19 protein-coding genes are annotated in these 20,699 nt (G+C 69.7%); 10 read left to right on the top strand and 9 right to left on the bottom strand.

Features of this window, described 5'->3' with window-relative positions; genetic code table 11:
* Positions 1-247: 247 nt before the first annotated feature.
* The 4 genes from ACFYPS_RS04955 (at position 248) to mshC (ending at position 3,790) form a co-directional block, all read left to right on the top strand.
* Positions 248-952, top strand: a complete 705-nt coding sequence (locus ACFYPS_RS04955) for an MSMEG_4193 family putative phosphomutase (protein ID WP_354968749.1) — start codon at positions 248-250, stop codon at positions 950-952.
* A gap of 139 nt (positions 953-1,091) precedes the next feature.
* Positions 1,092-1,670, top strand: coding sequence for a DUF3090 domain-containing protein (locus ACFYPS_RS04950; protein ID WP_354968748.1), 579 nt, complete (start codon positions 1,092-1,094; stop codon positions 1,668-1,670).
* Positions 1,667-2,485: an SCO1664 family protein gene (locus ACFYPS_RS04945; RefSeq protein ID WP_387322791.1), complete on the top strand. Its 819-nt coding sequence runs from the start codon at positions 1,667-1,669 to the stop codon at positions 2,483-2,485. Before ACFYPS_RS04950 ends, ACFYPS_RS04945 begins: the two co-directional genes overlap by 4 nt.
* 66 nt (positions 2,486-2,551) lie before the next feature.
* Complete coding sequence (gene mshC / locus ACFYPS_RS04940) at positions 2,552-3,790, top strand: cysteine--1-D-myo-inosityl 2-amino-2-deoxy-alpha-D-glucopyranoside ligase (RefSeq protein WP_354968746.1); 1,239 nt, start codon at positions 2,552-2,554, stop codon at positions 3,788-3,790.
* Positions 3,791-4,027: 237 nt separating this feature from the next.
* On the opposite strand, the gene ACFYPS_RS04935 is transcribed toward mshC, so the two are convergent.
* On the bottom strand, positions 4,028-4,819 hold the full coding sequence (locus ACFYPS_RS04935; RefSeq protein WP_354968744.1) for a GntR family transcriptional regulator: 792 nt from the start codon (positions 4,817-4,819) through the stop codon (positions 4,028-4,030).
* 137 nt (positions 4,820-4,956) lie between these two features.
* Positions 4,957-5,826, bottom strand: coding sequence for a PAC2 family protein (locus ACFYPS_RS04930; protein ID WP_354968743.1), 870 nt, complete (start codon positions 5,824-5,826; stop codon positions 4,957-4,959).
* Positions 5,827-6,102: 276 nt separating this feature from the next.
* Between ACFYPS_RS04930 and metH the strand changes: the two genes are divergently transcribed.
* From metH to ACFYPS_RS04910, 4 genes are all read left to right on the top strand, one after another.
* On the top strand, positions 6,103-9,603 hold the full coding sequence (gene metH, locus ACFYPS_RS04925) for a methionine synthase (RefSeq protein WP_387322839.1): 3,501 nt from the start codon (positions 6,103-6,105) through the stop codon (positions 9,601-9,603).
* Positions 9,604-9,887: 284 nt separating this feature from the next.
* The gene (locus ACFYPS_RS04920; RefSeq protein WP_354968741.1) at positions 9,888-10,592 is read left to right on the top strand and encodes a hypothetical protein; all 705 of its coding nucleotides are present in this window, start codon (positions 9,888-9,890) and stop codon (positions 10,590-10,592) included.
* A 1-nt stretch (position 10,593) separates the two neighbouring features.
* Positions 10,594-11,145 carry an NUDIX hydrolase gene (locus ACFYPS_RS04915; RefSeq protein WP_354968740.1) on the top strand — a complete coding sequence of 184 codons (552 nt, stop codon included), beginning with the start codon at positions 10,594-10,596 and terminating at the stop codon, positions 11,143-11,145.
* A gap of 318 nt (positions 11,146-11,463) precedes the next feature.
* Positions 11,464-12,000 (top strand): isochorismatase family protein, encoded by a 537-nt coding sequence (locus ACFYPS_RS04910; RefSeq protein WP_387322787.1) that lies wholly within the window; start codon positions 11,464-11,466, stop codon positions 11,998-12,000.
* Positions 12,001-12,070: 70 nt separating this feature from the next.
* On the opposite strand, the gene ACFYPS_RS04905 is transcribed toward ACFYPS_RS04910, so the two are convergent.
* The 3 genes from ACFYPS_RS04905 to ACFYPS_RS04895 form a co-directional block, all read right to left on the bottom strand.
* Positions 12,071-13,270 carry an IS30 family transposase gene (locus ACFYPS_RS04905; RefSeq protein WP_387322785.1) on the bottom strand — a complete coding sequence of 400 codons (1,200 nt, stop codon included), beginning with the start codon at positions 13,268-13,270 and terminating at the stop codon, positions 12,071-12,073.
* A 74-nt stretch (positions 13,271-13,344) separates the two neighbouring features.
* On the bottom strand, positions 13,345-14,169 hold the full coding sequence (locus ACFYPS_RS04900; protein WP_387322783.1) for an IS3 family transposase: 825 nt from the start codon (positions 14,167-14,169) through the stop codon (positions 13,345-13,347).
* Entirely contained in the window at positions 14,166-14,549 is a 384-nt protein-coding gene (locus tag ACFYPS_RS04895; RefSeq protein ID WP_387322781.1) for a transposase, read from the bottom strand. Before ACFYPS_RS04895 ends, ACFYPS_RS04900 begins: the two co-directional genes overlap by 4 nt.
* Before the next feature lie 32 nt (positions 14,550-14,581).
* On the opposite strand from ACFYPS_RS04895, the gene ACFYPS_RS04890 reads away from it, so the two are divergent.
* A complete protein-coding gene (locus tag ACFYPS_RS04890; RefSeq protein ID WP_387322779.1) occupies positions 14,582-16,201 on the top strand; it encodes an IS4 family transposase in 1,620 nt (539 codons plus the stop codon).
* 390 nt (positions 16,202-16,591) lie between these two features.
* Here the strand turns inward: ACFYPS_RS04890 and ACFYPS_RS04885 are convergent, their stop codons facing one another.
* Positions 16,592-17,326 (bottom strand): methyltransferase, encoded by a 735-nt coding sequence (locus tag ACFYPS_RS04885; RefSeq protein WP_387322777.1) that lies wholly within the window; start codon positions 17,324-17,326, stop codon positions 16,592-16,594.
* Positions 17,327-17,525: 199 nt separating this feature from the next.
* On the opposite strand from ACFYPS_RS04885, the gene ACFYPS_RS04880 reads away from it, so the two are divergent.
* Positions 17,526-17,966 (top strand): VOC family protein, encoded by a 441-nt coding sequence (locus tag ACFYPS_RS04880; RefSeq protein ID WP_354965384.1) that lies wholly within the window; start codon positions 17,526-17,528, stop codon positions 17,964-17,966.
* Between the two features lie 9 nt (positions 17,967-17,975).
* On the opposite strand, the gene ACFYPS_RS04875 is transcribed toward ACFYPS_RS04880, so the two are convergent.
* The 3 genes from ACFYPS_RS04875 to ACFYPS_RS04865 form a co-directional block, all read right to left on the bottom strand.
* Complete coding sequence (locus ACFYPS_RS04875) at positions 17,976-18,896, bottom strand: NAD-dependent epimerase/dehydratase family protein (RefSeq protein ID WP_354965383.1); 921 nt, start codon at positions 18,894-18,896, stop codon at positions 17,976-17,978.
* 109 nt (positions 18,897-19,005) lie between these two features.
* Positions 19,006-19,848, bottom strand: a complete 843-nt coding sequence (locus ACFYPS_RS04870) for a CPBP family intramembrane glutamic endopeptidase (protein WP_387322774.1) — start codon at positions 19,846-19,848, stop codon at positions 19,006-19,008.
* Positions 19,849-19,885: 37 nt separating this feature from the next.
* Positions 19,886-20,629, bottom strand: a complete 744-nt coding sequence (locus ACFYPS_RS04865) for an SAM-dependent methyltransferase (RefSeq protein WP_387322772.1) — start codon at positions 20,627-20,629, stop codon at positions 19,886-19,888.
* Positions 20,630-20,699 lie beyond the last annotated feature (70 nt).

Genomic DNA, 20,699 nt, shown 5'->3' with positions numbered 1-20,699 from the left:
GTGGGGCCCGCCGTGCCCGGCGCAGGGATCAAGCCTGACCGCCCGGAGCCGGGCACGGCGGGCCCCACCCCGCACCAACCCGGCACACCGGCCAAGGCCAGAGTTACACGCACCTCGGTGCGCCTGACCCAGGATGGGCGGTGGCGGATCCCGCGAGGCAACCCCGACGCAAACACGACATCCGACCACGCCCCACCCAGGAACCCCGCGACCGTCGAAGGCCTGGAACAGGTCATAGGGTGGTCCCGTGGCGACCCTTCTGCTTCTGCGACACGGCCGGACCACCGCGAACGCGGACGGTGGGCTGGCCGGCCGCCAGCCCGTCGAGTTGGACGAGACGGGCCGGGCCCAGGCGACCGCGGTGGGCGAGCGGCTGCGGGGGGTTCCGCTCGCGGAGGTGGTGACCAGTCCGCTCATCCGCTGCCGGCAGACCCTGGAACTGGCGCTTCCGCAGGCCGCTCCGGTGGTTGAGGAGGGGTTGATCGAGTGTGACTACGGCAGCTGGGAGGGGCAGCCGCTGAAGAAGCTCGCCAAGGAGCCGCTCTGGCCGGTGGTCCAGCAGCACCCCAGCGCGGTGGTCTTCCCGGACGGGGAGGCGATGGCCGCGATGGCAGCGCGTGCGGTGGCGGCGGTGCGCTCGTGGGACGCCCGGGTGAGCGCCGAGCACGGGCCCGAGGCGGTCTGGCTGGCGTGCAGCCACGGTGATGTGATCAAGGCCATCGTGGCGGACGCGCTCGGCGTACACCTGGATCTTTTTCAGCGGATCGTGGCCGACCCGGCGTCGGTGACCGCGATCCGGTTCACGCCGCTGCGGCCCTTTCTGGTCCGGCTCAACGACACCGGCGGCGATCTCGCCGCCCTGGTGCCGCCGCCGCGCAAGCGGCGTCGGCGGGCGACCCGCGCGGGTGATTCCGACGCGGCCGTCGGCGGTGGGGCTGGTGCGCCGCGATGACGCCGTGTCGGGTGCCGGCAGGCGGCCGAGAGGTCGCCACGCCCGGCTGCAGCCACCGGTACGCCGGGCGCGCCGCCGCCAGGGCGATTCGGGTCGGTGGGGTGCGCGATGCCATGGCGGGCCGGATAGGGTCGTGGGTATGACCCACCAGGTGCACGCCTTCGAGCCGCCGGAGCGGTTCGTCGCCGGGACCGTCGGCCCGCCGGGGGAGCGCGCGTTCTTCCTGCAGGCTCGCGGCGGCGGCCGGCTGGTCAGCGTCGCGCTGGAGAAGGTCCAGGTGTCCCTGCTCGCCGAGAAGCTGGAAGAGCTGCTCACCGAGGCGCAGCGGCGCTTCGGCGTGGACCTGCCCGAGCTGGCGCCGGTGGTGGGCGACAACGAGCCGCTGGACACTCCGGTCGACGAGGAGTTCCGGGTCGGGACACTCGGGCTGGCCTTCGACGTGGACACCGCGACCGTGGTGATCGAAGCGATCGCCGCCGGCGAGGTGGAAGCCGAGGTCGAGCTGGACGACGAGGACGACGAGGACGACGACGAGGACGACGAGCCGGACGAGGACCTGGACCGGCTCCGGGTCCGGCTCACCCCGCACGCAACCCGCCAGTTCATCGAGCGGGCCCGGCGAGTGGTGAACGCGGGACGGCCGCCGTGCCCGCTGTGCGGCCAGCCGTTGGACCCCGCCGGGCACCTCTGCCCGCGGCATAACGGTTACCACCGGTGACGTCGTCCGGCCTCCAGCCCCGCCAGGACGGCGACGCCGCGCTGCGGCTGTTGCGTGACGGCGCGCTCGACCTGGAGGGTCGGCTGGTCGACGCGTCGAACACCACCCTGCGCGGCATCCTGACGCTGGACGACCTCTCTGCGCGCTGTGTCTACAAGCCGGTCCGTGGCGAGCGCCCCCTCTGGGACTTCCCCGACGGCACCCTCGCGGGCCGGGAGGTCTCGGCGTACCTGGTCTCCCGGGACAGCGGCTGGGACCTGGTGCCGCCCACCGTGCTCCGGGACGGCCCGTTCGGGCCGGGCTCCTGCCAGCTCTGGATCGACGAGCCGGAGGACGCCGAGCCGCTGGTCGGGTTCGTGCCCGCCGGGGAGCTGCCGCCGCGCTGGTTTCCGATCGCCGCCGCCCGTGACGACGACGGCGCCGCGTACGCGCTGGCACATGCCGACGATCCGCGGCTGGCCCGGCTCGCGGTGCTCGACGCGGTGATCAACAATGCCGACCGCAAGGGTGGCCACGTGCTGGTCGGCGCCGACGACCGGATCTACGGCGTGGACCACGGGGTGAGCTTCCACGTCGAGGACAAGCTGCGTACGGTCCTCTGGGGCTGGTCCGGGAAGCAGCTGCCACCGGATGCCGTGGAGATGCTCGACGGGCTCGCCGGGCAGGTCTCCGGGGCGCTCGGCGCGGAGCTGGCCGACCACCTGACGATCAGCGAGATCGCCGAGTTGGCCGCCCGGATCGACGTGTTGCGGCAGACCGGCCGTTTCCCGCAGCCGTCCGAGGACTGGCCGGCGGTGCCCTGGCCGCCCATGTGATCCACTGTCATTTTGATCACCCGTGGGGCGGCCCGGGGCGGTCGTGGGGCTGGCTAGGCTGAGGCCATGGAGTCTTGGGCGGGACACGAGGTGCCACGGCTGCCGGGCAGGGGCGAGCCGTTGGCGTTGTACGACTCGGCGCGGCAGGGTGTCCACCCGAGTGAGCCGGCCGACGCGGGGAGCATGTACGTCTGCGGCATCACCCCGTACGACGCCACGCACCTGGGTCACGCCGCCACCATGATCACCTTCGACCTGGTGCAGCGGGTGTGGCGCGACGCCGGCCGTCCGGTGCGGTACGTGCAGAACGTCACCGACATCGACGACCCGCTGCTGGAGCGTGCCGCCCGTGACGGCGAGGACTGGGTGGTCCTGGCGATGCGCGAGACGGCGCTGTTCCGGGAGGACATGGAGGCGCTGCGGATCATCCCGCCGGAGCACTACGTGGGCGCGGTCGAGTCGATCCCGGACATCGCCGACAAGGTCGAGGTGCTGCTCAAGGACGGGGCCGCGTACCAGCTCGACGACGGCACCGGCGACGTCTACTTCGACGTCTCCGCCACCGGCCGGTACGGCTACGAGTCCAACCTGACCCGGGAGCAGATGCTGGAGATATTCCCGGAGCGTGGCGGTGACCCGGACCGGGCCGGCAAACGCGACCCACTGGACCCGCTGCTGTGGCGTGGCGCCCGCGAGGGCGAGCCGTCCTGGCCGGGCGGGGAGCTGGGCCCGGGCCGCCCCGGTTGGCACATCGAGTGCGCGGTGATCGCGCTGAACCTGCTCGGCGACCGGATCGACGTGCAGGGCGGCGGCAACGACCTGCTGTTCCCGCACCACGAAGCGTCCGCCGCGCACGCCGAGCGGCTCACCGGTCAGGCGCCGTTCGCGGAGCACTACGTGCACGCCGGAATGATCGGCCTGGACGGCGAGAAGATGTCCAAGTCCCGCGGCAACCTGGTCTTCGTCTCCCGGCTGCGCGCCGACAAGGTCGACCCGATGGCGGTCCGGCTGGCCCTGATGTCCGGGCATTACCGCAGCGACCGCACGTGGACCGACGAGCTGCTGACCGCCGCTCAGGAGCGGCTGGCGCGCTGGCGCCGAGCCGCCGCCGCGCCCGCCGGGCCGTCCGGGGCCGAGCTGCTGGCCGGGGTACGCGAACGCCTGGCCGACGACCTCGACACCCCCGGCGCCCTGGCCGTCGCCGACAACTGGGCCAACGCAACCCTCGCCGGCGCGAAGGACGACCCGGAGGCCCCAGCCCTCTTCGCCAAGACGGTGGACGCCCTACTCGGCATCCACCTCTAACCACCAGCGCCGCCGCTCCGCGCTGCGCTGCGCTGCGTCGCGTCGTGATCGACTCGGTTTCCATGAAGGCGCGGTGTCCGGGCCGGTGCGACGCACCGATTTCCAGGAAGCCGAGTCGATCACCGCGCAACGTCGAGTCGATCATGACGTTGGCGGGCGATTCGATCTCTGCTGGACCCGTCAACCTCATGGTCGACAGGAGTGAGCAGCGGGCAGGCGCTGAGCTGGGGGTCCGGTTCAGCCCAGGACCAGGCCCGGGTCGAGGGTTGGGTCTGGGGTTGGGGCGGGGATCTTGTACTCCTCGGTGAGGGTGGTCATCGGGCCGGGCCAGGTGGCCTGGGCCACCTCGATCGGCTTGTGGTGGGCGTCGTACGCGACGTGCAGCAGGTGCAGCACCGGCGTGTCGGGCCGGATCTGAAGGGTCTCGGCCTCCTCCCGGCTGGGCTGGCGCGCGCTGATCGTGTCGGTGGCTGAGCCGTACCGCCGTCCGGTGGCCTCCTCGGCCTCCTGGTAGAGCGGCCGGCCGAACGCCTCGGCGCGCTCCAGCGAGGTGCCGGCGGTGTCGGCGGGCAGGAACCAGGAGGCGCCCACCTCGACGGGGGAGTCGTCGGTGCGCACGAGGTGTCGGCGGCAGAGCAGGTCGGTGCCGTCGGGCACCCCGAACGCGTCGGCGACCTCGGCCGGGGCGGGGGAGCGGCCGACCGAGACGAGTTGTTGCCGGTACCGGGCGGCCAGGTCGGTGTGGTAGCCGCGGAAGCCGCCGTACCGGCCGCGGGAGAGCCGGTTGAGCCGGCGGCGGGTGCCCCGGACGTACGTACCGGAACCGGGTTTGGTGATCAGGATGCCCTCGACCCGCAGCTGGTCGACGGCGCGTTGCACGGTCTGCTTGGCGACGCCGAACATCTCGGCGATGGCCGGGATGGACGGCAGCCGCTCGCCGGGCGCCCAGTCACCGCGGCGGACCTGGGCCTTGAGCTGCGCGGCGATCTGCCGGTGCGGGAACTCCGCGGCCCCGGGGTTGATCTGCATACCCGCCTCCTTGATCACAGCTAGGTTCCTAGGATGCCCTAGAGGGTGTGACCTCGCTACCCCGGACACGCGGGAGAAGACGAAAACAGGCCCCGGACCAGAAGGTCCAGGGCCCGAACGTAAACGGGGGAGAGGCGCTACCAGGAGCCCGCGGTGGGGCCCGCCGAACCGCCCCGACGCCGCAGGTACTTCTCGAACTCCTGAGCGATCTCGTCACCGGTCAACGGGGTGATCCCCTCGTCGCCGACCCGCTCCTCCAGCTCGCGGACGTACTCGCCGAGCTCGGCGTCCTGCTCGGCGGCGCTGCGCACACGCTGCTCCCACTCGGCGGACTCCTCGGCCAGGTCGGCCATCGGCACCGGCAGGTCGACGACCTCCTCGACCCGGTGCAGCAGGGCGAGGGTGGCCTTGGGGCAGGGCGGGTTGTTGGCGTAGTGCGGCACGTGCACCCAGAACGACACGGCGTCCACCTCGGCGCGGCTGCACGCGTCGTGCAGCACGCCCACGATGCCGGTCGGCCCGTCGTACCGGGTGGGGGTGAGCTGGTAGCGCTCGGCGGCCTGCGCGTCGGAGGCGCTGCCGCTGATCGGCAGCGGTCGGGTGTACGGCACGTCGGCGAGCAGCGCGCCGAGAAGCACCACCCGCTCCACCTCGAGGCTGTGGCAGATCTCCAGCACCTGCTCGCAGAACGTCCGCCAGCGCATGCTCGGCTCGATGCCCCGGATCAGCACCACGTCCCGCTCGGTGCCCTCCGGACTGGCCACCATGAAGCGGGTCGTCGGCCACTCCACCCGGCGGGTCTCCCCGTCGGCCATCGTGATGGTCGGCCGGCTGACCTGGAAGTCGTAGAAGTCCTCCGGATCCAGCTCGGTGACCGGCCGGGCGTTCCACACCTGCTCCAGGTGCTCGACCGCGGCGGTGGACGCGTCGGCCGCGTCGTTCCAGCCCTCGAACGCGGCGATGGCCACCGGGGACCGCAGCACCGGCAGTCCGTCGAACTCGGTCACGCCGTCACCTCACCCTGCTTGTCGCGGCCGACGCCGGGACCGTGCCCGGTCGTCGGGCCGTGGGGCACGGTGGCGTCCCTGTTGTCCTTCACGTCCGTCAGCCTACGTGCCGGGCCGGGGTGCGGCCCGTCGGCCGCGCCGGTCGGCCGGACCCACGACCGGGCATACGACGACGAATCGGACAGGGTGATCCCGCTGACACAATATGGGATCGGGCGCGGACGGCGTGGGGTGCGATGGCGACCGCACTAACCTGAACGGGTGCGGACTTCGTTGATGGATGTGCTGGCCGACCGGATCCTCATCGCCGACGGGGCGATGGGCACGATGCTGCAGGCCGCGGACCTCACGCTCGACGACTTCGACGGGCTGGAGGGATGCAACGAGATCCTCAACGTCACCCGGCCGGACGTGGTGCGGGGAGTGCACGACGCCTACCTGGCCGCCGGCGCGGACTGCGTGGAGACCAACACGTTCGGCGCCAACCTGGCCAACCTCGGCGAGTACGACATCCCGCACCGCATCCGGGAGCTGTCCGAGGCGGGGGCCCGGATCGCCCGGGAGGCCGCCGACGCGGCCAGCACCCCGCAGCGGCCCCGGTTCGTGCTCGGCTCGATCGGGCCGGGCACCAAGCTGCCCACCCTCGGGCACGCCGACTACGCCACCCTGCGCGACGCGTACCAGGAGAACGCCGCCGGGCTGATCGTCGGCGGGGCGGACGCGCTGATCATCGAGACCTGCCAGGACCTGCTCCAGGTCAAGGCGGCGGTGGTCGGGTCGAAGCGGGCGATGGCCGAGCTGGGCCAGCCGGTGCCGATCATCTGCCACGTCGCCGTGGAGACCACCGGCACGATGCTGGTGGGCAGCGAGATCGGCGCGGCGCTGGCGGCGATCGAGCCGCTCGGGGTGGACCTGATCGGGTTGAACTGCTCCACCGGCCCGGCGGAGATGAGCGAGCACCTGCGGTACCTGTCGCAGCACTCCCGCATCCCCCTGTCGGTGATGCCGAACGCCGGCCTGCCGGTGCTGACCGCCGACGGCGCGTACTTCCCGCTCACTCCCGTGGAGCTGGCCGACGCGCTGGAGCGGTTCAGCAGCGAGTACGGCGTGGGCCTGGTCGGTGGCTGTTGCGGCACCACGCCGGAGCACATCCGGGTGCTGGCCGAGCGGCTGCACGGCGTCACGGCCGCGTCGCGTGAGCCCCGGCACGAAGCCGGCGTCTCGTCGGTGTACCACCCGGTGCCGTTCGCCCAGGACGCCTCGGTGCTGATGGTGGGGGAGCGGACCAACGCCAACGGTTCCAAGGCGTTCCGGGAGGCGATGCTGGCCGGCGACTGGCGGGCCTGTGTGGAGATCGCCCGCAGTCAGGCGCGCGACGGCTCGCACCTGCTCGACCTCTGCGTGGACTACGTCGGCCGCGACGGCACCCAGGACATGCGGGAGTTGGCCGGCCGGTTCGCCACCGCGTCGACGCTGCCGATCATGCTGGACTCCACCGAGCCAGCCGTCGTCGAGGCCGGGCTGGAGATGCTCGGCGGCCGGTGCGTGGTCAACTCGGTGAACTTCGAGGACGGTGACGGCCCCGACTCCCGGTACGCGCGGGTGATGCCAGTCGTGCGGGAACACGGTGCGGCGGTTGTCGCGCTGCTCATCGACGAGGAGGGGCAGGCGCGTACCCGGGACTGGAAGGTCCGGGTCGCGGCGCGGCTGATCGACGATCTGACCGGCCGCTGGGGGTTGGACCGCGGCGACATCCTGATCGACGCGCTGACCTTCCCGATCGCCACCGGTCAGGAGGAGACCCGCCGCGACGGCATCGAGACGATCGAGGCGATCCGGGAGATCGCCCGCCGCTATCCGGGGGTCAATTTCACGCTGGGCATCTCGAACATCTCCTTCGGGCTCAACCCGGCAGCCCGGCAGGTGCTCAACTCGGTGTTCCTGCACGAGTGCGTGCAGGCCGGCCTGACCTCGGCGATCGTGCACGCCAGCAAGATCCTGCCGATGTCGAAGATCCCCGAGGCGCAGCGCGAGGTCGCACTGGACCTGGTCTACGACCGGCGCCGCGAGGGGTACGACCCGGTGCAGCGCTTCCTCGAGCTCTTCGAGGGCGTCGACGTGACCAGTGCCCGGGCCAGCCGGGCGCAGGAGTTGGCGGCGCTGCCGCTGGACGAGCGGCTCAAGCGGCGGATCATCGACGGCGAGCGCAACGGCCTGGAGGCGGACCTGGACGCCGCGATGGCCGGCGGCCGGGCCCCGCTGTCGATCATCAACGACATCCTGCTGGACGGGATGAAGGTGGTCGGCGAGCTGTTCGGCTCCGGGCAGATGCAGCTGCCGTTCGTGCTCCAGTCCGCCGAGGTGATGAAGACCGCGGTGGCCTACCTGGAGCCGCACATGGAGACCACCGAGGACGGCGGCAAGGGCCGCATCGTGCTGGCTACCGTGCGCGGCGACGTGCACGACATCGGCAAGAACCTGGTCGACATCATCCTGTCCAACAACGGCTACGAGGTGGTGAACATCGGCATCAAGCAGCCGATCAGCGCCATCCTGGACGCCGCCGAGCAGCACCGCGCCGACGCGATCGGCATGTCCGGGCTGCTGGTCAAGAGCACAGTGATCATGAAGGAAAACCTGGCCGAGATGGCCACCCGCGGGGTCGCGGAGCGCTGGCCGGTGCTGCTGGGCGGGGCGGCGCTCACCCGGGCCTACGTCGAGGACGACCTGCGGTCGACGTTCCCCGGGCAGGTGCACTACGCGCGGGACGCGTTCGAGGGGCTGTCCCTCATGGACAAGGTGATGACCGCCAAGCGCGGCGGCGCGCCGGTGATCGACCCGGAGCGGGAGGCGGCTCTCGCGGCCCGTCGAGCCCGCCGCGAACGGCAGCGGTCGATGGTCAGCGAGTCGCTGCCGGAGCTGCACGACTCCTCGGTCCGCTCCGACGTGGCCGCGGACGTGGCGGTGCCCACCCCGCCGTTCTTCGGCACCCGGGTGGTCAAGGGTGTGCCGATGGCCGACTACGCGGCGCTGCTCGACGAACGGGCCACCTTCCGGGGGCAGTGGGGGCTGAACGGCGCACGGGGCGGCAGCGGACCGTCCTACGAGGAGCTGGTGGAGACCGAGGGCAGGCCACGCCTGCGCTACTGGCTGGACCGGCTGATCGCCGACCAGGTGCTGGAGGCAGCCGTCGTGTACGGCTACTTCCCCGCGTACTCCGAAGGCAATGACCTGGTGGTGCTCGACGAGAACGGGCACGCGGAGCGCGCCCGGTTCTCCTTCCCCCGGCAGCGGCAGGAGCGACGGCTCTGCCTCGCGGACTTCTTCCGGCCCAAGGGCGACCAGCTCGATGTGGTCGCGTTGCAGCTGGTCACGGTCGGCCAGCCGGTCAGCGAGTACGCGGCGAAGCTGTTCGCCCGCAACGAGTACCGCGACTACCTGGAGGTGCACGGCCTCTCGGTGCAGCTCACCGAGGCCCTCGCCGAGTACTGGCACCGGCGCATCCGCGCCGAGCTGACCCTGCCCGACGGCCGCCCGCTCGCCGCCGACGACCCGGCGGACCTGGCCGGCCTGCTGCGCAACGACTACCGGGGCTGCCGGTACGCGTTCGGCTACCCGGCCTGCCCCGACCTGGAGGACCGGGCGAAGATCGTGCAGCTGCTCGGGTCGGAGCGGATCGGCGTGGAGCTGTCCGAGGAGTTCCAGCTGATGCCCGAGCAGGCCACCGACGCCATCGTGGTCCACCACGCGGAGGCGAGCTACTTCAACGCCAAGTGACGGGCGCAGGTTCCCTGACCTGCAATTCTGGCCGTCCGGAAGGCCACTGAGCCATGATCATGCCGTCTCCAGGCCGTCGACGGCTTCCGAGCCGTCCTCGGCGGCCTGGTCCTCACCGAACGCGGTGTCGATGGCTCGGCGAGTGCGGTCCTCGCTGGTCGGCAGGAGATGCGTGTAGGTCCGCAGGGCGAACCCCGGGTCGGCGTGGGCGAGGTAGGTCGACAGGCCCTTGATGCTCTCCCCGAGCTATTCAAGGCGACCGCAGTGCTTTGTGAGCTGATCGGATGGATGGCCTACGACACGTACGGCACTCTTTGGCGCCGCGGTACTTCATTCAGGCGCTGCGTTTCGCGGAGGCCACTGGCGAGCAGGCTTATGCTGCCTACGTACTGACGAGCATGGCTGACCAGGCCCTGTACCTTCGCCGACCCGACCAGGCACTCCGACTCGCCCAGGTAGCCCGGGACACAAGCACCCGGGCCGGCACGCCGGTCGCAGTTACCGAAGCATGCATCTTCGAAGCACGAGCCTTTGCCGCCCAAGGCGACGAAGCGGGCTGCACCGCGGCGCTGCTTCGCGCAGAGCAGAGCTTCAACCAGGTCGTCCCAGAAGAACGTCCGGAGTGGAGCACGCACTGGGGCGATGTGCTGTTCGCCAGCCACGCGGGCACGTGCTGCTGGGTCGAGCTCGGCAAGGCTAAGGAAGCGCGGCCCATGCTGCAACTGGTCTGGGACAACAGGAGGGTCCAAGCCCGCCGCCGCGTTTACGGTGCCGTCCAGCTGGCTCGCGTGGCACTCCTTGACGGGGACATCGAGCAGTCAACAGCCTTCGCCACGACGGCAGTTGAATCGGCCACCGGACTGACGTCTCATCGATCCCGAGAGCATCTGACACAGCTTCGGAAGCAGCTCGCACCGCACGAGCGGCAAGCCGTCGTCAGGGACTTTCAGCGGCGCGCTGATCTGCTCCTGGCCAGCCGAGGTGTATGAGGTGACCCTGCTCGGAGTTCAGTACGGTAAGGCCGTGACGTTGGCCGAGGATCTCCTCGCTGAGGGCGAGCCGGAACGCGAGTTCAACCCAGGCATTGCTGGGCGGCTGCCCCGCAAGCGGGTGGCCGGCGGCGCCCTGATCCGTGATCCCGCTGGCAGGGTGCTGTTCGTGGTGCCGGCTTACAAGCTATTCCTCGACATCCCGGGAGGTGTGGCCGACGCCGGTGAATCACCGCTGGCCGCGTGTCGCCGGGAAATCCGCGAGGAGATCGGTCTCGACCTGCCTGTCAACCGGCTGCTGGTCGTCGACTGGATTCCGGCTCACGGTGTCTGGCCCGACGGCATCATGTTCATCTTTGACGGCGGGCAGCTCGACGAGGACCAGGCCGTTGCCCTTAAGCCGACCGACGACGAACTCAAAGATCTACGGTTCCTGGCCTACGACGACGCGGTGCCGCTTCTCCGGCCGTCCATGGCACGCAGGGTGCGAGCTGCGCTCGACGCACTCGACGATGACCATTCGCAGTACGCCGAGTTCGGCCGTTCCCAGTAGCCAAGCGGGCGGCCGGCTGCCGGCGATGTCGGGTCTCAGGACGTCCGTGACAGATCAGTCTCGGGACGTGGGTGACACGTCCGGCTAGACGATCTTGTCTGAGTAGTCCAGGAGCGCTATTCAGAAGGGCTTATCGCCAGGTGCGGTAGATCCCGAGTCCGGTGACGCCCCGTAGTCTCTAAGGAAGTCGGTGAGGTGTCCGCGCCAGCCGGTGTGGAGGGTGTTCCCGTTGGTCACGTAGCGATGACGCACACTCGCCTGCGGCGGCTGCTGTTGACGGCGGTTATGCCGTGCCTGCCGGGGTGTTAGGGTCGCGAGATGCCCTCACCCCTTACCGAGCCGCTCCTCGCCGGACGCACTGCGCTGATCGTTGTGGACCTGATGCCGCGTATCGTCGAGCAGGACTTGGGTCCCCACAAGGGCGCCGACGTGGTGGCCCGGGCAAGCCGTCTGGTGACAGCGTTCCGCCGGGCAGGCGGCACCGTGGTCCTGGTCCGGGTGGATCGGCCGGGCGTCGCCGAGCAGCCGCCTGGCAGCGGGTTCGTCCCGGAGATGCAGCCGCAGCCCGGCGACATCGCTGTGGTGAAGCGGACTATCGGCGCGTTCTATGGCACAGGCTTGGCCGACCAGCTGCGGGACCGCGGCGTGAACACAGTGGTCATGGCCGGCATTGCCACGACGATGGGCGTCGAGTCGACCGCGCGCGCTGCGTCCGATCACGGGTTTGAGGTCATCTTCACGGCCGATGCGATGAGCGGCATGACGGCGGCGGAGCATGACCACGCGCTGACGGTGGTCATGCCGCGGTTCGGCGAAGTCGTCACCACTGACGAGGTGCTCGATCGGCTCAGTTGACGCCTGTCACCCGTACTGGACTGCCGGATGCAAGCGTTGCGCGAAGCGGAACGACGTGTATTGGGCGAGTTCAATCGGTCGTTGCAACACGGGGCTGTTGTAGTGAGCGTATCTGCTCGGCGAAGACCTCGGCCGGGGTCTTCCAGCCAAGGATCTTGCGGGGCCGGTTGTTGACCGCGAGGGCGACGGCCTCGAGGTCCTCGTCGGACCACCTCGACAGGTCGGTGCCCTTCGGAAAGTACTGACGCAGCAGCCCGTTCGTGTTCTCGTTCGTCGGCCGCTGCCAGGGCGAGTGCGGATCGGCGAAGAACACCGTCGTGCCGGTATCGAGGGTGAACTGCGCATGACCGGAGAGCTCCTTCCCGCGGTCCCAAGTGAGGGTCTTGCGCAACTGCGCGGGCAACTTCGTCATCGATGCCGTAAGCGCGGTGTTCATCGCGACAGCGCCGTAGCCGCCGAGCGAGGGACCGTTCTTCACCGGTGGTTTCTCGCCCCAGCCCTCCAACCGAGGCAGATGCACGAGAAGCGTGCAGCGGCTGGCGCGCTCGACGAGCGTGCCGATCGCGGAGCGGCCCGTCCCGATGATCAGATCCCCTTCCCAGTGCCCGGGGACCGCGCGGTCCGCGGCTTCGGCGGGGCGCTCGGAGATGACGACATCGGCAGTGACATGCCCTTGCGGCTTGTTCTGGGACCGCGCTCTGGGAACCCGCAGCGCCCGGCCGGTGCGCAGACACGCAACCAGCTCACGCTTGAGCGCTCCACGTCCCTGAATGAACAGTGACTGGTAGATCGCCTCGTGGCTGATGCGCATGGACTCATCATCGGGGAAGTCGACACGGAGCCGGTGCGAGATCTGCTCCGGGCTCCACGCCGTCGCCCAGCGGCGGTCCTGCCGATGCGGCTTGTTCAGCCCTTTCCACGCGGGCGGCTCAGGCCCGGTGACGATCGTGCCGTCGGGTCGGCGGACGCCGCCGGCGAGCCGGTCCTGTACGTACTCGCGTAACCTGCCATTGCTCACGAGCTTCGCGGTCTTCGGGCGCTTCGCGGCCTGCTGCGCCTTGCACTGCCCCACCAGAGCCCGGTAGACCGGTCTACCGCCCCTGGTCGCCGCATTACGGCGCAGCTCGCGTGAGATCGTTCCCGGGTCGCGTCCGATCCTGCGGGCGATCTCGCGCACTCCGACCCCCTGAGCGCGCAACAGCGCGATCTCCTCGCGCTCGGCGAATGACAGGTAACGGCCCGTGGGCTCGTCCAGGCTGATCGGCGGCATGCCGCCAGCGTGACGAAACCACCGGGACCCGACCGGCCATGACACACCCACAGCCTCCGCGGCCTCTACCGTCGTTACTCCCGACGCGATCCGCCGCCAAAAGTCCCGCCGCACCGCACGAGACGGCTCCGGCCGGCCCGGTGAACGCATCGACGGTCGCAATGCCCGATCCGACGCCCACTGGCGCCGCGCACCAGCCGGCACCTCAGGTATCTGCCTCTTGCCGCGCCCCATCGCAAACCTCCGTGATCAAGGTGTTGCGACGACCAGTTGAATCCACCCTTCGACCCCCTGTCCGAGTGGTGGATCAACTGGCCGTCGCGGACGTCGCGGGACCAGCGGACGTCGCGGGACCAGATGCCGTATTCGAGGGCGGCGAGGATCAGGTCGGTGTCGCAGCGGTCGGAGGTCTTCCACCCGACGATCCGGCGGGAGAACACATCGCGGACCGCGGCCAGCCAGAACACGCCCTGACCGCAGGGGATGCGGGTGGCGTCAGCGACCCAGAGCCGGTTCGGCCCGGTCGCGGTGAACTGCCGGTTGACCAAGTCCGGCGCCGGCGTGTGCCGCGGGTCCTGTCGCGTGGAGCCGCCGCGCCAGCCTCGACGCAGGAACGCCCCCTGCCAGCCCTGGGCCGCCATCAGCCGCTCGACGCGCTTGCGGCCGACGCGGATGCCGTCGCGGCGTAGCTGCCGGTGCACCCGGTCCGCGCCGTAGGTATACCCGGACGCCTCCCAAATCTCGTGGATGTTCGAGATCAGGCCCAGGTCAACCATGCCCCGGTCGCAGGGCTGCTCGGCCTGCTTGGCCCACGCGTAGTACCTCGAGGCGCCGATGTTGAGGACCCGTAGCAGGAGCGCGACCGCGAACTGGTCACGGTGTTCATAAATGAACGTCATGACCGTCGCCGGATCGGGTCGAGCTCCGCCGCGAAATACGCGCTCGCCGCTTTCAAGATCTCATTCGCCCAGCGCAGCTCCGTGACTTCCCTACGCAGCCGGCGGTTCTCCTGCGCCATCACGCTGGTCGGCCGGTCATGACGCTCGTCGGCGTCTGCCTCGGCTTGACGGATCCAGTTCCTGAGCGCCTCGTGATGCACGCCCAACTGCTCAGCCAGCCGCCGGATCACGGGCTTCGGGTCCGACTCGCGGTACAAACGCACAGCGCGCTGACGTAGCTCATCGGGGTACTTCCAAGACCACGAAGTTAAGGTTGTCGCTGACGTGTCAAGCAGGTTGGGACCTCTGGGCTTGAGACGGTTTAGCTCCTGATAGGACAAGACGTCCGCAAAGATCGTCTTTGAGGAGCCTGTTGTCCCACCGAAGCCCTACCGTCGTCCTTTCCCGCACCGTCACGGTGGCCGAAGGCGTCTTCGCCCCTGGCCACCTGGGGGAGCTGACCAGACAAATCCCGTTCGAGCCGGTGGACGACCTGCTGGAGCGCACCCGCACGACGCAACGCCGGGTACGGCTGCTGCCCTCACGGGTGGGGGTCTATTTCACCCTGGCTCTGGCGATGTTCCCGATGCTGGGCCATGCACGGGTATGGGACAAGCTGGTCGCCGGCCTCGACGGGTTGTCCCTGCGCCGGCCATCGGAGAAGGCACTGCGAGATGTCCGCCGCAGGCTGGGTCCAGCCCCGATCAAGCTGCTGTTCGAGACTCTCGCCGGGCCAGTTGCCCGGCCGAACGTTCCGGGTGTGCGCTACCGGCGCTGGCGAACCGTCGCGTTCGATGGATGTAGCTCAACCAAGGCACCGGACCGACCACGAGCGGCCGCCTGGCTGGGGAAGATCAAGCACCGCTTCGGTCAGGACGGATACCCGATGCTGCGGATCGTGGCCTTGTGCGAGACGGGCACCCGTTCACTATTGGGGGCGGTGTTCGGGCCCGTTGACGTCAGCGAGAACGCGTATGCCGAGCAGCTACTCCCGCTGCTCGATGACGGAATGCTGCTGCTCAATGACCGGGGCTTCGACGCTGACGACTTTCTCGCCAAGGCGGCTCGCACCGGCGCTCAGTTGCTGGTTCGTCTCAAAGGCCGCCGAACCCCGGCCAGGCAATCGTGCCTTCCCGACGGCACCTACCTCACCCGGATCAACGGGGTGGCTCTTCGCATCATCGACGCTCACATCAGCGTGACCACCGGCAAAGGACTCCAACTGGGCGGCGACTACCGCCTGGCCACCACCCTGACCGATCATCGGCGATATCCCGCGCAAGAACTCATTGCGCTCTACCACGAGCGATGGGAAGTCGAGTCGGCCTTCTACTCACTACGCCACACCCTCCTGCAAGGGCTCGTCCTGCGCTCACAGGATGCCTACGGCATTGAACAGGAAATCTGGGCCCAGCTCACGCTCTACCAGGCCCTGCGCCGCGCGGTGGCAGAAGCCGTCGAGTCCGTTCCCGGCACCGACCCCGATCGCGCCGCGTTCACCGTCGCGCTCGAGACAGCCCGAGATCAAGTCGTCGCTGCGGACGGGATACTTCCCACCGTGATCAAGTCAACGCCCGGCCGGATCGCGCATGCCGTCCTCACCAATCTGCTGCCTCCACGCCGTCCACGAATCTCCGCGCGCCGCGTGAAGTGCCCTATCTCCCGATACGCGGCACCACCAGCACAGCGCCTGATCGACGGAGCGGCATCAATCACGAACATCACGATCACCGTGCTGCCCGCCTCGACACTTCACCCCGACGGGCGACGCGATCGAACGTTGCAACTCATGCGCACTGACCCACACCGACCATGGACCGCACGGGAAATCGCCGCCGGCCTCGGTCTGATCCATCACCGAGGCCTGACCGCCGAGCTCAGTCGCTGGGTCAAAGAGAACATGCTCTCGCGAACAGCCCCCGGCACCTACGCCCTCACCCACGAATGGGCCCACCCCGAACAGCCCAGACAGCAACCGTCCATACCGAGTTGACAGACGTATCAGCGCCTTAACTTCGTGGTCTTGGGGTACTTCTTCGGTGCTGCCACGGACGACTTCCTCCCCACGGCCATCAGACCATGATCAAGAAGCTCCATAAAAGCGGGGGTGGCTCAGCGGGACTTCCTTGATGAGTGGGGTCCTTCCTATGGGCGATGCTGGCTTGCTGCGGATGCATTCTTGCAAGTCAGATTTGGTGGCGTCCGGGGCGGAGCCCCGAGGGGGTGGCCCCACTTTCGGGTCCTGGGTCCAGTGGCTGCCAGTACCCTGGACCCGATTCCGGCACCTGCGCCAAGGCCGTCTGACCGGGGCGGCCAGGCGAGCCCGGCTGAGTGAGAACAGGCGTGCACGAGGGCGCAGCAACACAGCCTTCCGGTGAGACGTTCAGGCGGTTCGGGTCACTCGGTACGTGTAGTAGTCCACCCGCATCCCGTCCTTCATCACGTCCCGGGTCGCCACAACCTCGGGCGTAAAGCCCTCCTCGGCGAGCAACTGCCGCAGATAACCGATGTCACCAGAGGTGCCGAAGAAGATCAGCATGCGGCCGTTGGCGCGGAGTTGCCGGCCGGCAGCGCGGACGAACGTGGTCAGCGTGCCGTAGTTGGCGTCGGTGGCAGCCATCTCCAACAGGTCACGCGGGGCGAACCACCGGAACGGCGGGTCGAAGATGATCAGATCAAAGTCACCGTCGACCGCGCTGAACACGTCGCTTCGTCGGACGTCGACCCGCTCCGAGACACCGTTGCGTGCCGCGTTGTGTCGGGCGGCCTCTACGGCCCGCGGATTGATGTCGACCGCGACCACATCGGTCGCCCTGGACGCCGCGAGGATGGCGTTCACGCCGCTGCCCGTGCCCATGTCCAACACCCGGTCACCGGTCTTCACCTCGGCCAGCACGGCTTCACCGAGGAGATCGGACACCGGGGTGATCGGCATAACCTCCGGCGGCACGTCCAGTGTCAACCCTAGGTAGTCGAACGTCTGCCCCGCCCCGGCTGCCTCTCGCAGGGATTGATAGGCGTCCTCGTGCCACCGGTGGATCTGCTTGGCATGTGCTGCGGTGACCGTCGGCTGGTAGCCCGTCTCAGCGGTCGCCGATGGCTGGCTGGTGTCGGTCATCCGGATACCGTAGCCACCGCCGACCTAACCCGACAGTCGATTCCTTGCCTTCGCGCCACCCGACTGGGCCGCCACCGTTGGATCATCGAGAGGGCAGGTCCGGAAGAGGATGCTGCAGAGGATGTCGAGAACGGCCCGGCGGCTCCGTCTCAGAGGTGGATGCGGCCACCGTGGCCGTACCACACCAGGGAGACTCAGCATGACGATCCAGCGGATGGACAACGTTCTCATCGTTGTCGACGACCTTGACGCGACGATTTCGTTCTTCGTCGAACTTGGCATGGAGCTGGAGGGCAGGGGGCCGATCGAGGGGCGTTGGGTGGAGCGTGTCATCGGGATCGACGACGTCCGACAGGAGGTCGCCATGCTGCGGACCCCGGACGGCCACGGCCGGATCGAGCTGGCGATGTTCCACGCGCCGAAGGCGATCAGCGCCGAGCCGAAGGACGCGCCGGCGAACACGCTGGGCATTCGTCGCATCATGTTCGCCGTCGACGACATCGAGGACGTCGTTGCCCGCCTGCGCACCCACGGCGCCGAACTCGTCGGCGAGCTGGCGCAGTACGAGGACAGCTATCGACTCTGCTACGTCCGCGGCCCCGAGGGCATCATCGTCGGACTGGCCCAACAGCTCAGCTGACGGCCGATGCTATGCGGTCGCCGTGTCGGCGAAGGTTTCGCGGAGCGCCGGATCCAGCGACCGGCCGGTCGTCGGCTCGATGAACAGCTCGGCGAGCAGGAGGTCGGTGAGGTGGGTCGGGTTGACGCCCGACTCCTTGCGGCTCAGGGCCTGCAGCGCGCCGCCGAGCCGTAGGGAGGCCTTGACCGCGCCGGCCGGCAGGCGAGCGACCCGGCGACGTCGCCCGACCGCCTCGGCGATGCGCGCGAGCATGTCGTTCCACGTGAGGTTCTCGTCAGCGACCGGAATGTCCTCACCGCGAGCCCGCTCAAGAGCGTCCACCGCCACCTCGCCCACGCTGCGCGCCGAGGCCGCGGCGGTCCCGCCAACGGGGACGGCCAGGGGTGTGCGTGACCGTGCCCAACGGTCCAACGGAGCGGACCAGTTCGGCAGCCGGTCGCCGGCCCGGCCGAAGACGAACGGCAACTCGAGCACGGCAACCGGTAGATCCCGGCCGGCGGCCGCCCGTCCCTCCCGGGCCTGCTCCACCCGGCACCGGATGTACGTGTGGCGGGCCGCGAGTCGCCACTGCGGACGCAGCCGGTCGAAATAGGTGTAGTACGAGCCCATGACGACACCGCGCGTGAGACCTTCCAGGCGGGCGGCCGTGAACAGGCGCACCACCGGCTCGACGTTGTCCCGACGAAACGTCGGATAGATCGGCTTGCGCAGCGGTCGCTGTTCGTCCGTGCGGGTGGCGTACACCACGCCGTCGTGACCGGCGAGCAGTGCCCGCAGTTCGTCGACGGAGGCAGACCCGACATCGATCAAATGATCAACACCCGGGTGGGCGGTACGCGCCACCGTCGTCGCGGCATGGCCTCGCTCGCGCAACACGTCCACGACATGGGCACCGATCAGACCACTTCCACCCACCACAAGTATTCGCACGCTGAATCGTCCACTCTGGAGCCCGTTGCTTGTCAAGTCGCGACCCGGGTGCCGCCGGCTCCGGACGGTCCCGACGTTGCCGTGGCGCCCACGTCCTCTCGCGTGTTCGTCAACGGATCGGGTCCGGTTCCCGGGCCCGCCAGTTCAGGTTGTTTCGGTAGCGACGTTCCATGGCCATCCAGCCGAGAGCGAACGGCAGCCCGCCCAGGGCGACCAGCCCCAGGACGTCAGCTCCGACCACGTCGAAGACGGCCCCCACGTCTCCGAACAACTGGGCGACGGTCTGGAAGGCGAGGTGGAAGCCGATGCCCGCCCAGATGTCACCCGTGGCGACGCGGAAGGCGCCGAGCAGGAGCGCGAAGACGACGAAGAGCAGGAGTCGGTCGGGGGAGGTGGCGGCGCCGACGAGGAACCCGAACAGGGTGAACGACACGGCCTGGCCGATGACGGCCTGCCAGGCCGGCAACCGGGTGGCGAGGTTGCGTTGCAGGTAGCCGCGGAAGACGAGTTCCTCCGGCAGCGCCTCGTAGAGCAAGACGAGCACGACCAGGAGCGCCGCCACCCGCAGGGCGTCGGCGGCGGAGGTGCGCAGGCTGATCTCGACCCAGCCGAAGCCGAGCCAGAGCGCGAACCCCAGGGCGGCGGGCACGAGCCAGCAGGCCATGCCGAGCAGCAGACGCCGCCAGCCGACGCGCAGCGAGGGCAACCCGAGGCCGGTCCAGGGTCGCCGATCCAGCAGGCGGCGGGCGGCAACCACCAGGGGTACGACGAGCAGCGTCGTAAGGACGGCCCTGGTGACATGGGTCGGGCGGTCGTAGTCACGGCCGAGCAGGGCACCGTGGTAGACGAACAGCCACACCAGCACGGTGCCGGCGAACACGATGAGGATTCGCCAGTGCGTGGCGAGGCGAGCGTCGCGGGTTGCCCGGGGCTCGCGAGGTCGACCGCTCACCGCGCTCACCGTAGGCCCCGAGGTCAAGGACGGGCCGTCAGCGACCCAGGACGAGATACGCGAGGCCGAGGATTCCGCGATAGACCGAGACGTACTGGCGCAGCCGCTCGTCGAGTTCGGCGCGGACCTCCGCCGCGCGCGGATCCTCCGGGTACGTCAGCAGCCACTCCTGCCGGCCGGCGAGCCAGGTGGACTCGAAGTCGTCCCACTCGCGCTGGTCGGCGGTGCTCAGGTGCAGGACCCGCCAGCCGCGTTCGCGTGCGGCCTCGACGAGGCCTGGCAGGTCGGTGACCTCCGTCCCGAAGATCTGCTCGGCCTCCCTGCCGGGGGGACGGTCCCAGTACCCCTCGCCGAACAGCAGCCGTCCACCGGGCCGGACCACCGCGGCGAGCGCGTCGAGGGCGGCGCCGGTGCCGCCGAAGGCGTGGGCGGAACCGACGCACAGGACCCGGTCGGCCGGCTCCTGCCAGGCCGCCGCCTCTCCCATCACGAACGCGACATGCCGGTTCAGTGACCGGCCGGCGGCCTGCCTCCGCCCTCGGGCCAGTGCGGCATCGTCGGTGTCGACGCCGACGCCCCTCGTCGCGACCGGGCCGCCGACACCGCCCGCGGCGACCGCCCTGAGCAGCAGCTCACCCCAGCCGCAGCCGAGGTCGAGCACGCGCGAGCCGGGACGGACGTCGAGCCGCTGGAGCAGCAGGGACGCGTGCTCCTCCGACAGCGGAGTGTTCCAGCGCATCCGGGCGTAGCGGCTGGAGGCGAGGTGGTCGATTGACTGCATCCGTTGAGGGTGTCAAGTCATGATCGACGGTGCGCGGCCGGGCCGCCCCGTGCGCCGGAAGCCGTGATCG

Source organism: Micromonospora sp. NPDC005087 (assembly GCF_042872965.1).
Lineage (GTDB): Bacteria > Actinomycetota > Actinomycetes > Mycobacteriales > Micromonosporaceae > Micromonospora.
Note: the sequence above shows the minus strand (reverse complement) of the source record. Positions and strands in the feature narration are given on the sequence as shown.

Coding starts and splice junctions, on each gene's coding strand:
- ACFYPS_RS04905 (WP_387322785.1), bottom strand. CDS start 13,270: ATGCCGCCGATCAGCCTGGACGAGCCCACGGGCCGTTACCTGTCATTC.
- ACFYPS_RS04910 (WP_387322787.1), top strand. CDS start 11,464: ATGCCCTCACCCCTTACCGAGCCGCTCCTCGCCGGACGCACTGCGCTG.
- metH (WP_387322839.1), top strand. CDS start 6,103: ATGGATGTGCTGGCCGACCGGATCCTCATCGCCGACGGGGCGATGGGC.
- ACFYPS_RS04950 (WP_354968748.1), top strand. CDS start 1,092: ATGACCCACCAGGTGCACGCCTTCGAGCCGCCGGAGCGGTTCGTCGCC.
- ACFYPS_RS04920 (WP_354968741.1), top strand. CDS start 9,888: ATGGATGGCCTACGACACGTACGGCACTCTTTGGCGCCGCGGTACTTC.
- ACFYPS_RS04880 (WP_354965384.1), top strand. CDS start 17,526: ATGACGATCCAGCGGATGGACAACGTTCTCATCGTTGTCGACGACCTT.
- ACFYPS_RS04885 (WP_387322777.1), bottom strand. CDS start 17,326: ATGACCGACACCAGCCAGCCATCGGCGACCGCTGAGACGGGCTACCAG.
- ACFYPS_RS04935 (WP_354968744.1), bottom strand. CDS start 4,819: ATGCAGATCAACCCCGGGGCCGCGGAGTTCCCGCACCGGCAGATCGCC.
- ACFYPS_RS04865 (WP_387322772.1), bottom strand. CDS start 20,629: ATGCAGTCAATCGACCACCTCGCCTCCAGCCGCTACGCCCGGATGCGC.
- ACFYPS_RS04900 (WP_387322783.1), bottom strand. CDS start 14,169: ATGACGTTCATTTATGAACACCGTGACCAGTTCGCGGTCGCGCTCCTG.
- mshC (WP_354968746.1), top strand. CDS start 2,552: ATGGAGTCTTGGGCGGGACACGAGGTGCCACGGCTGCCGGGCAGGGGC.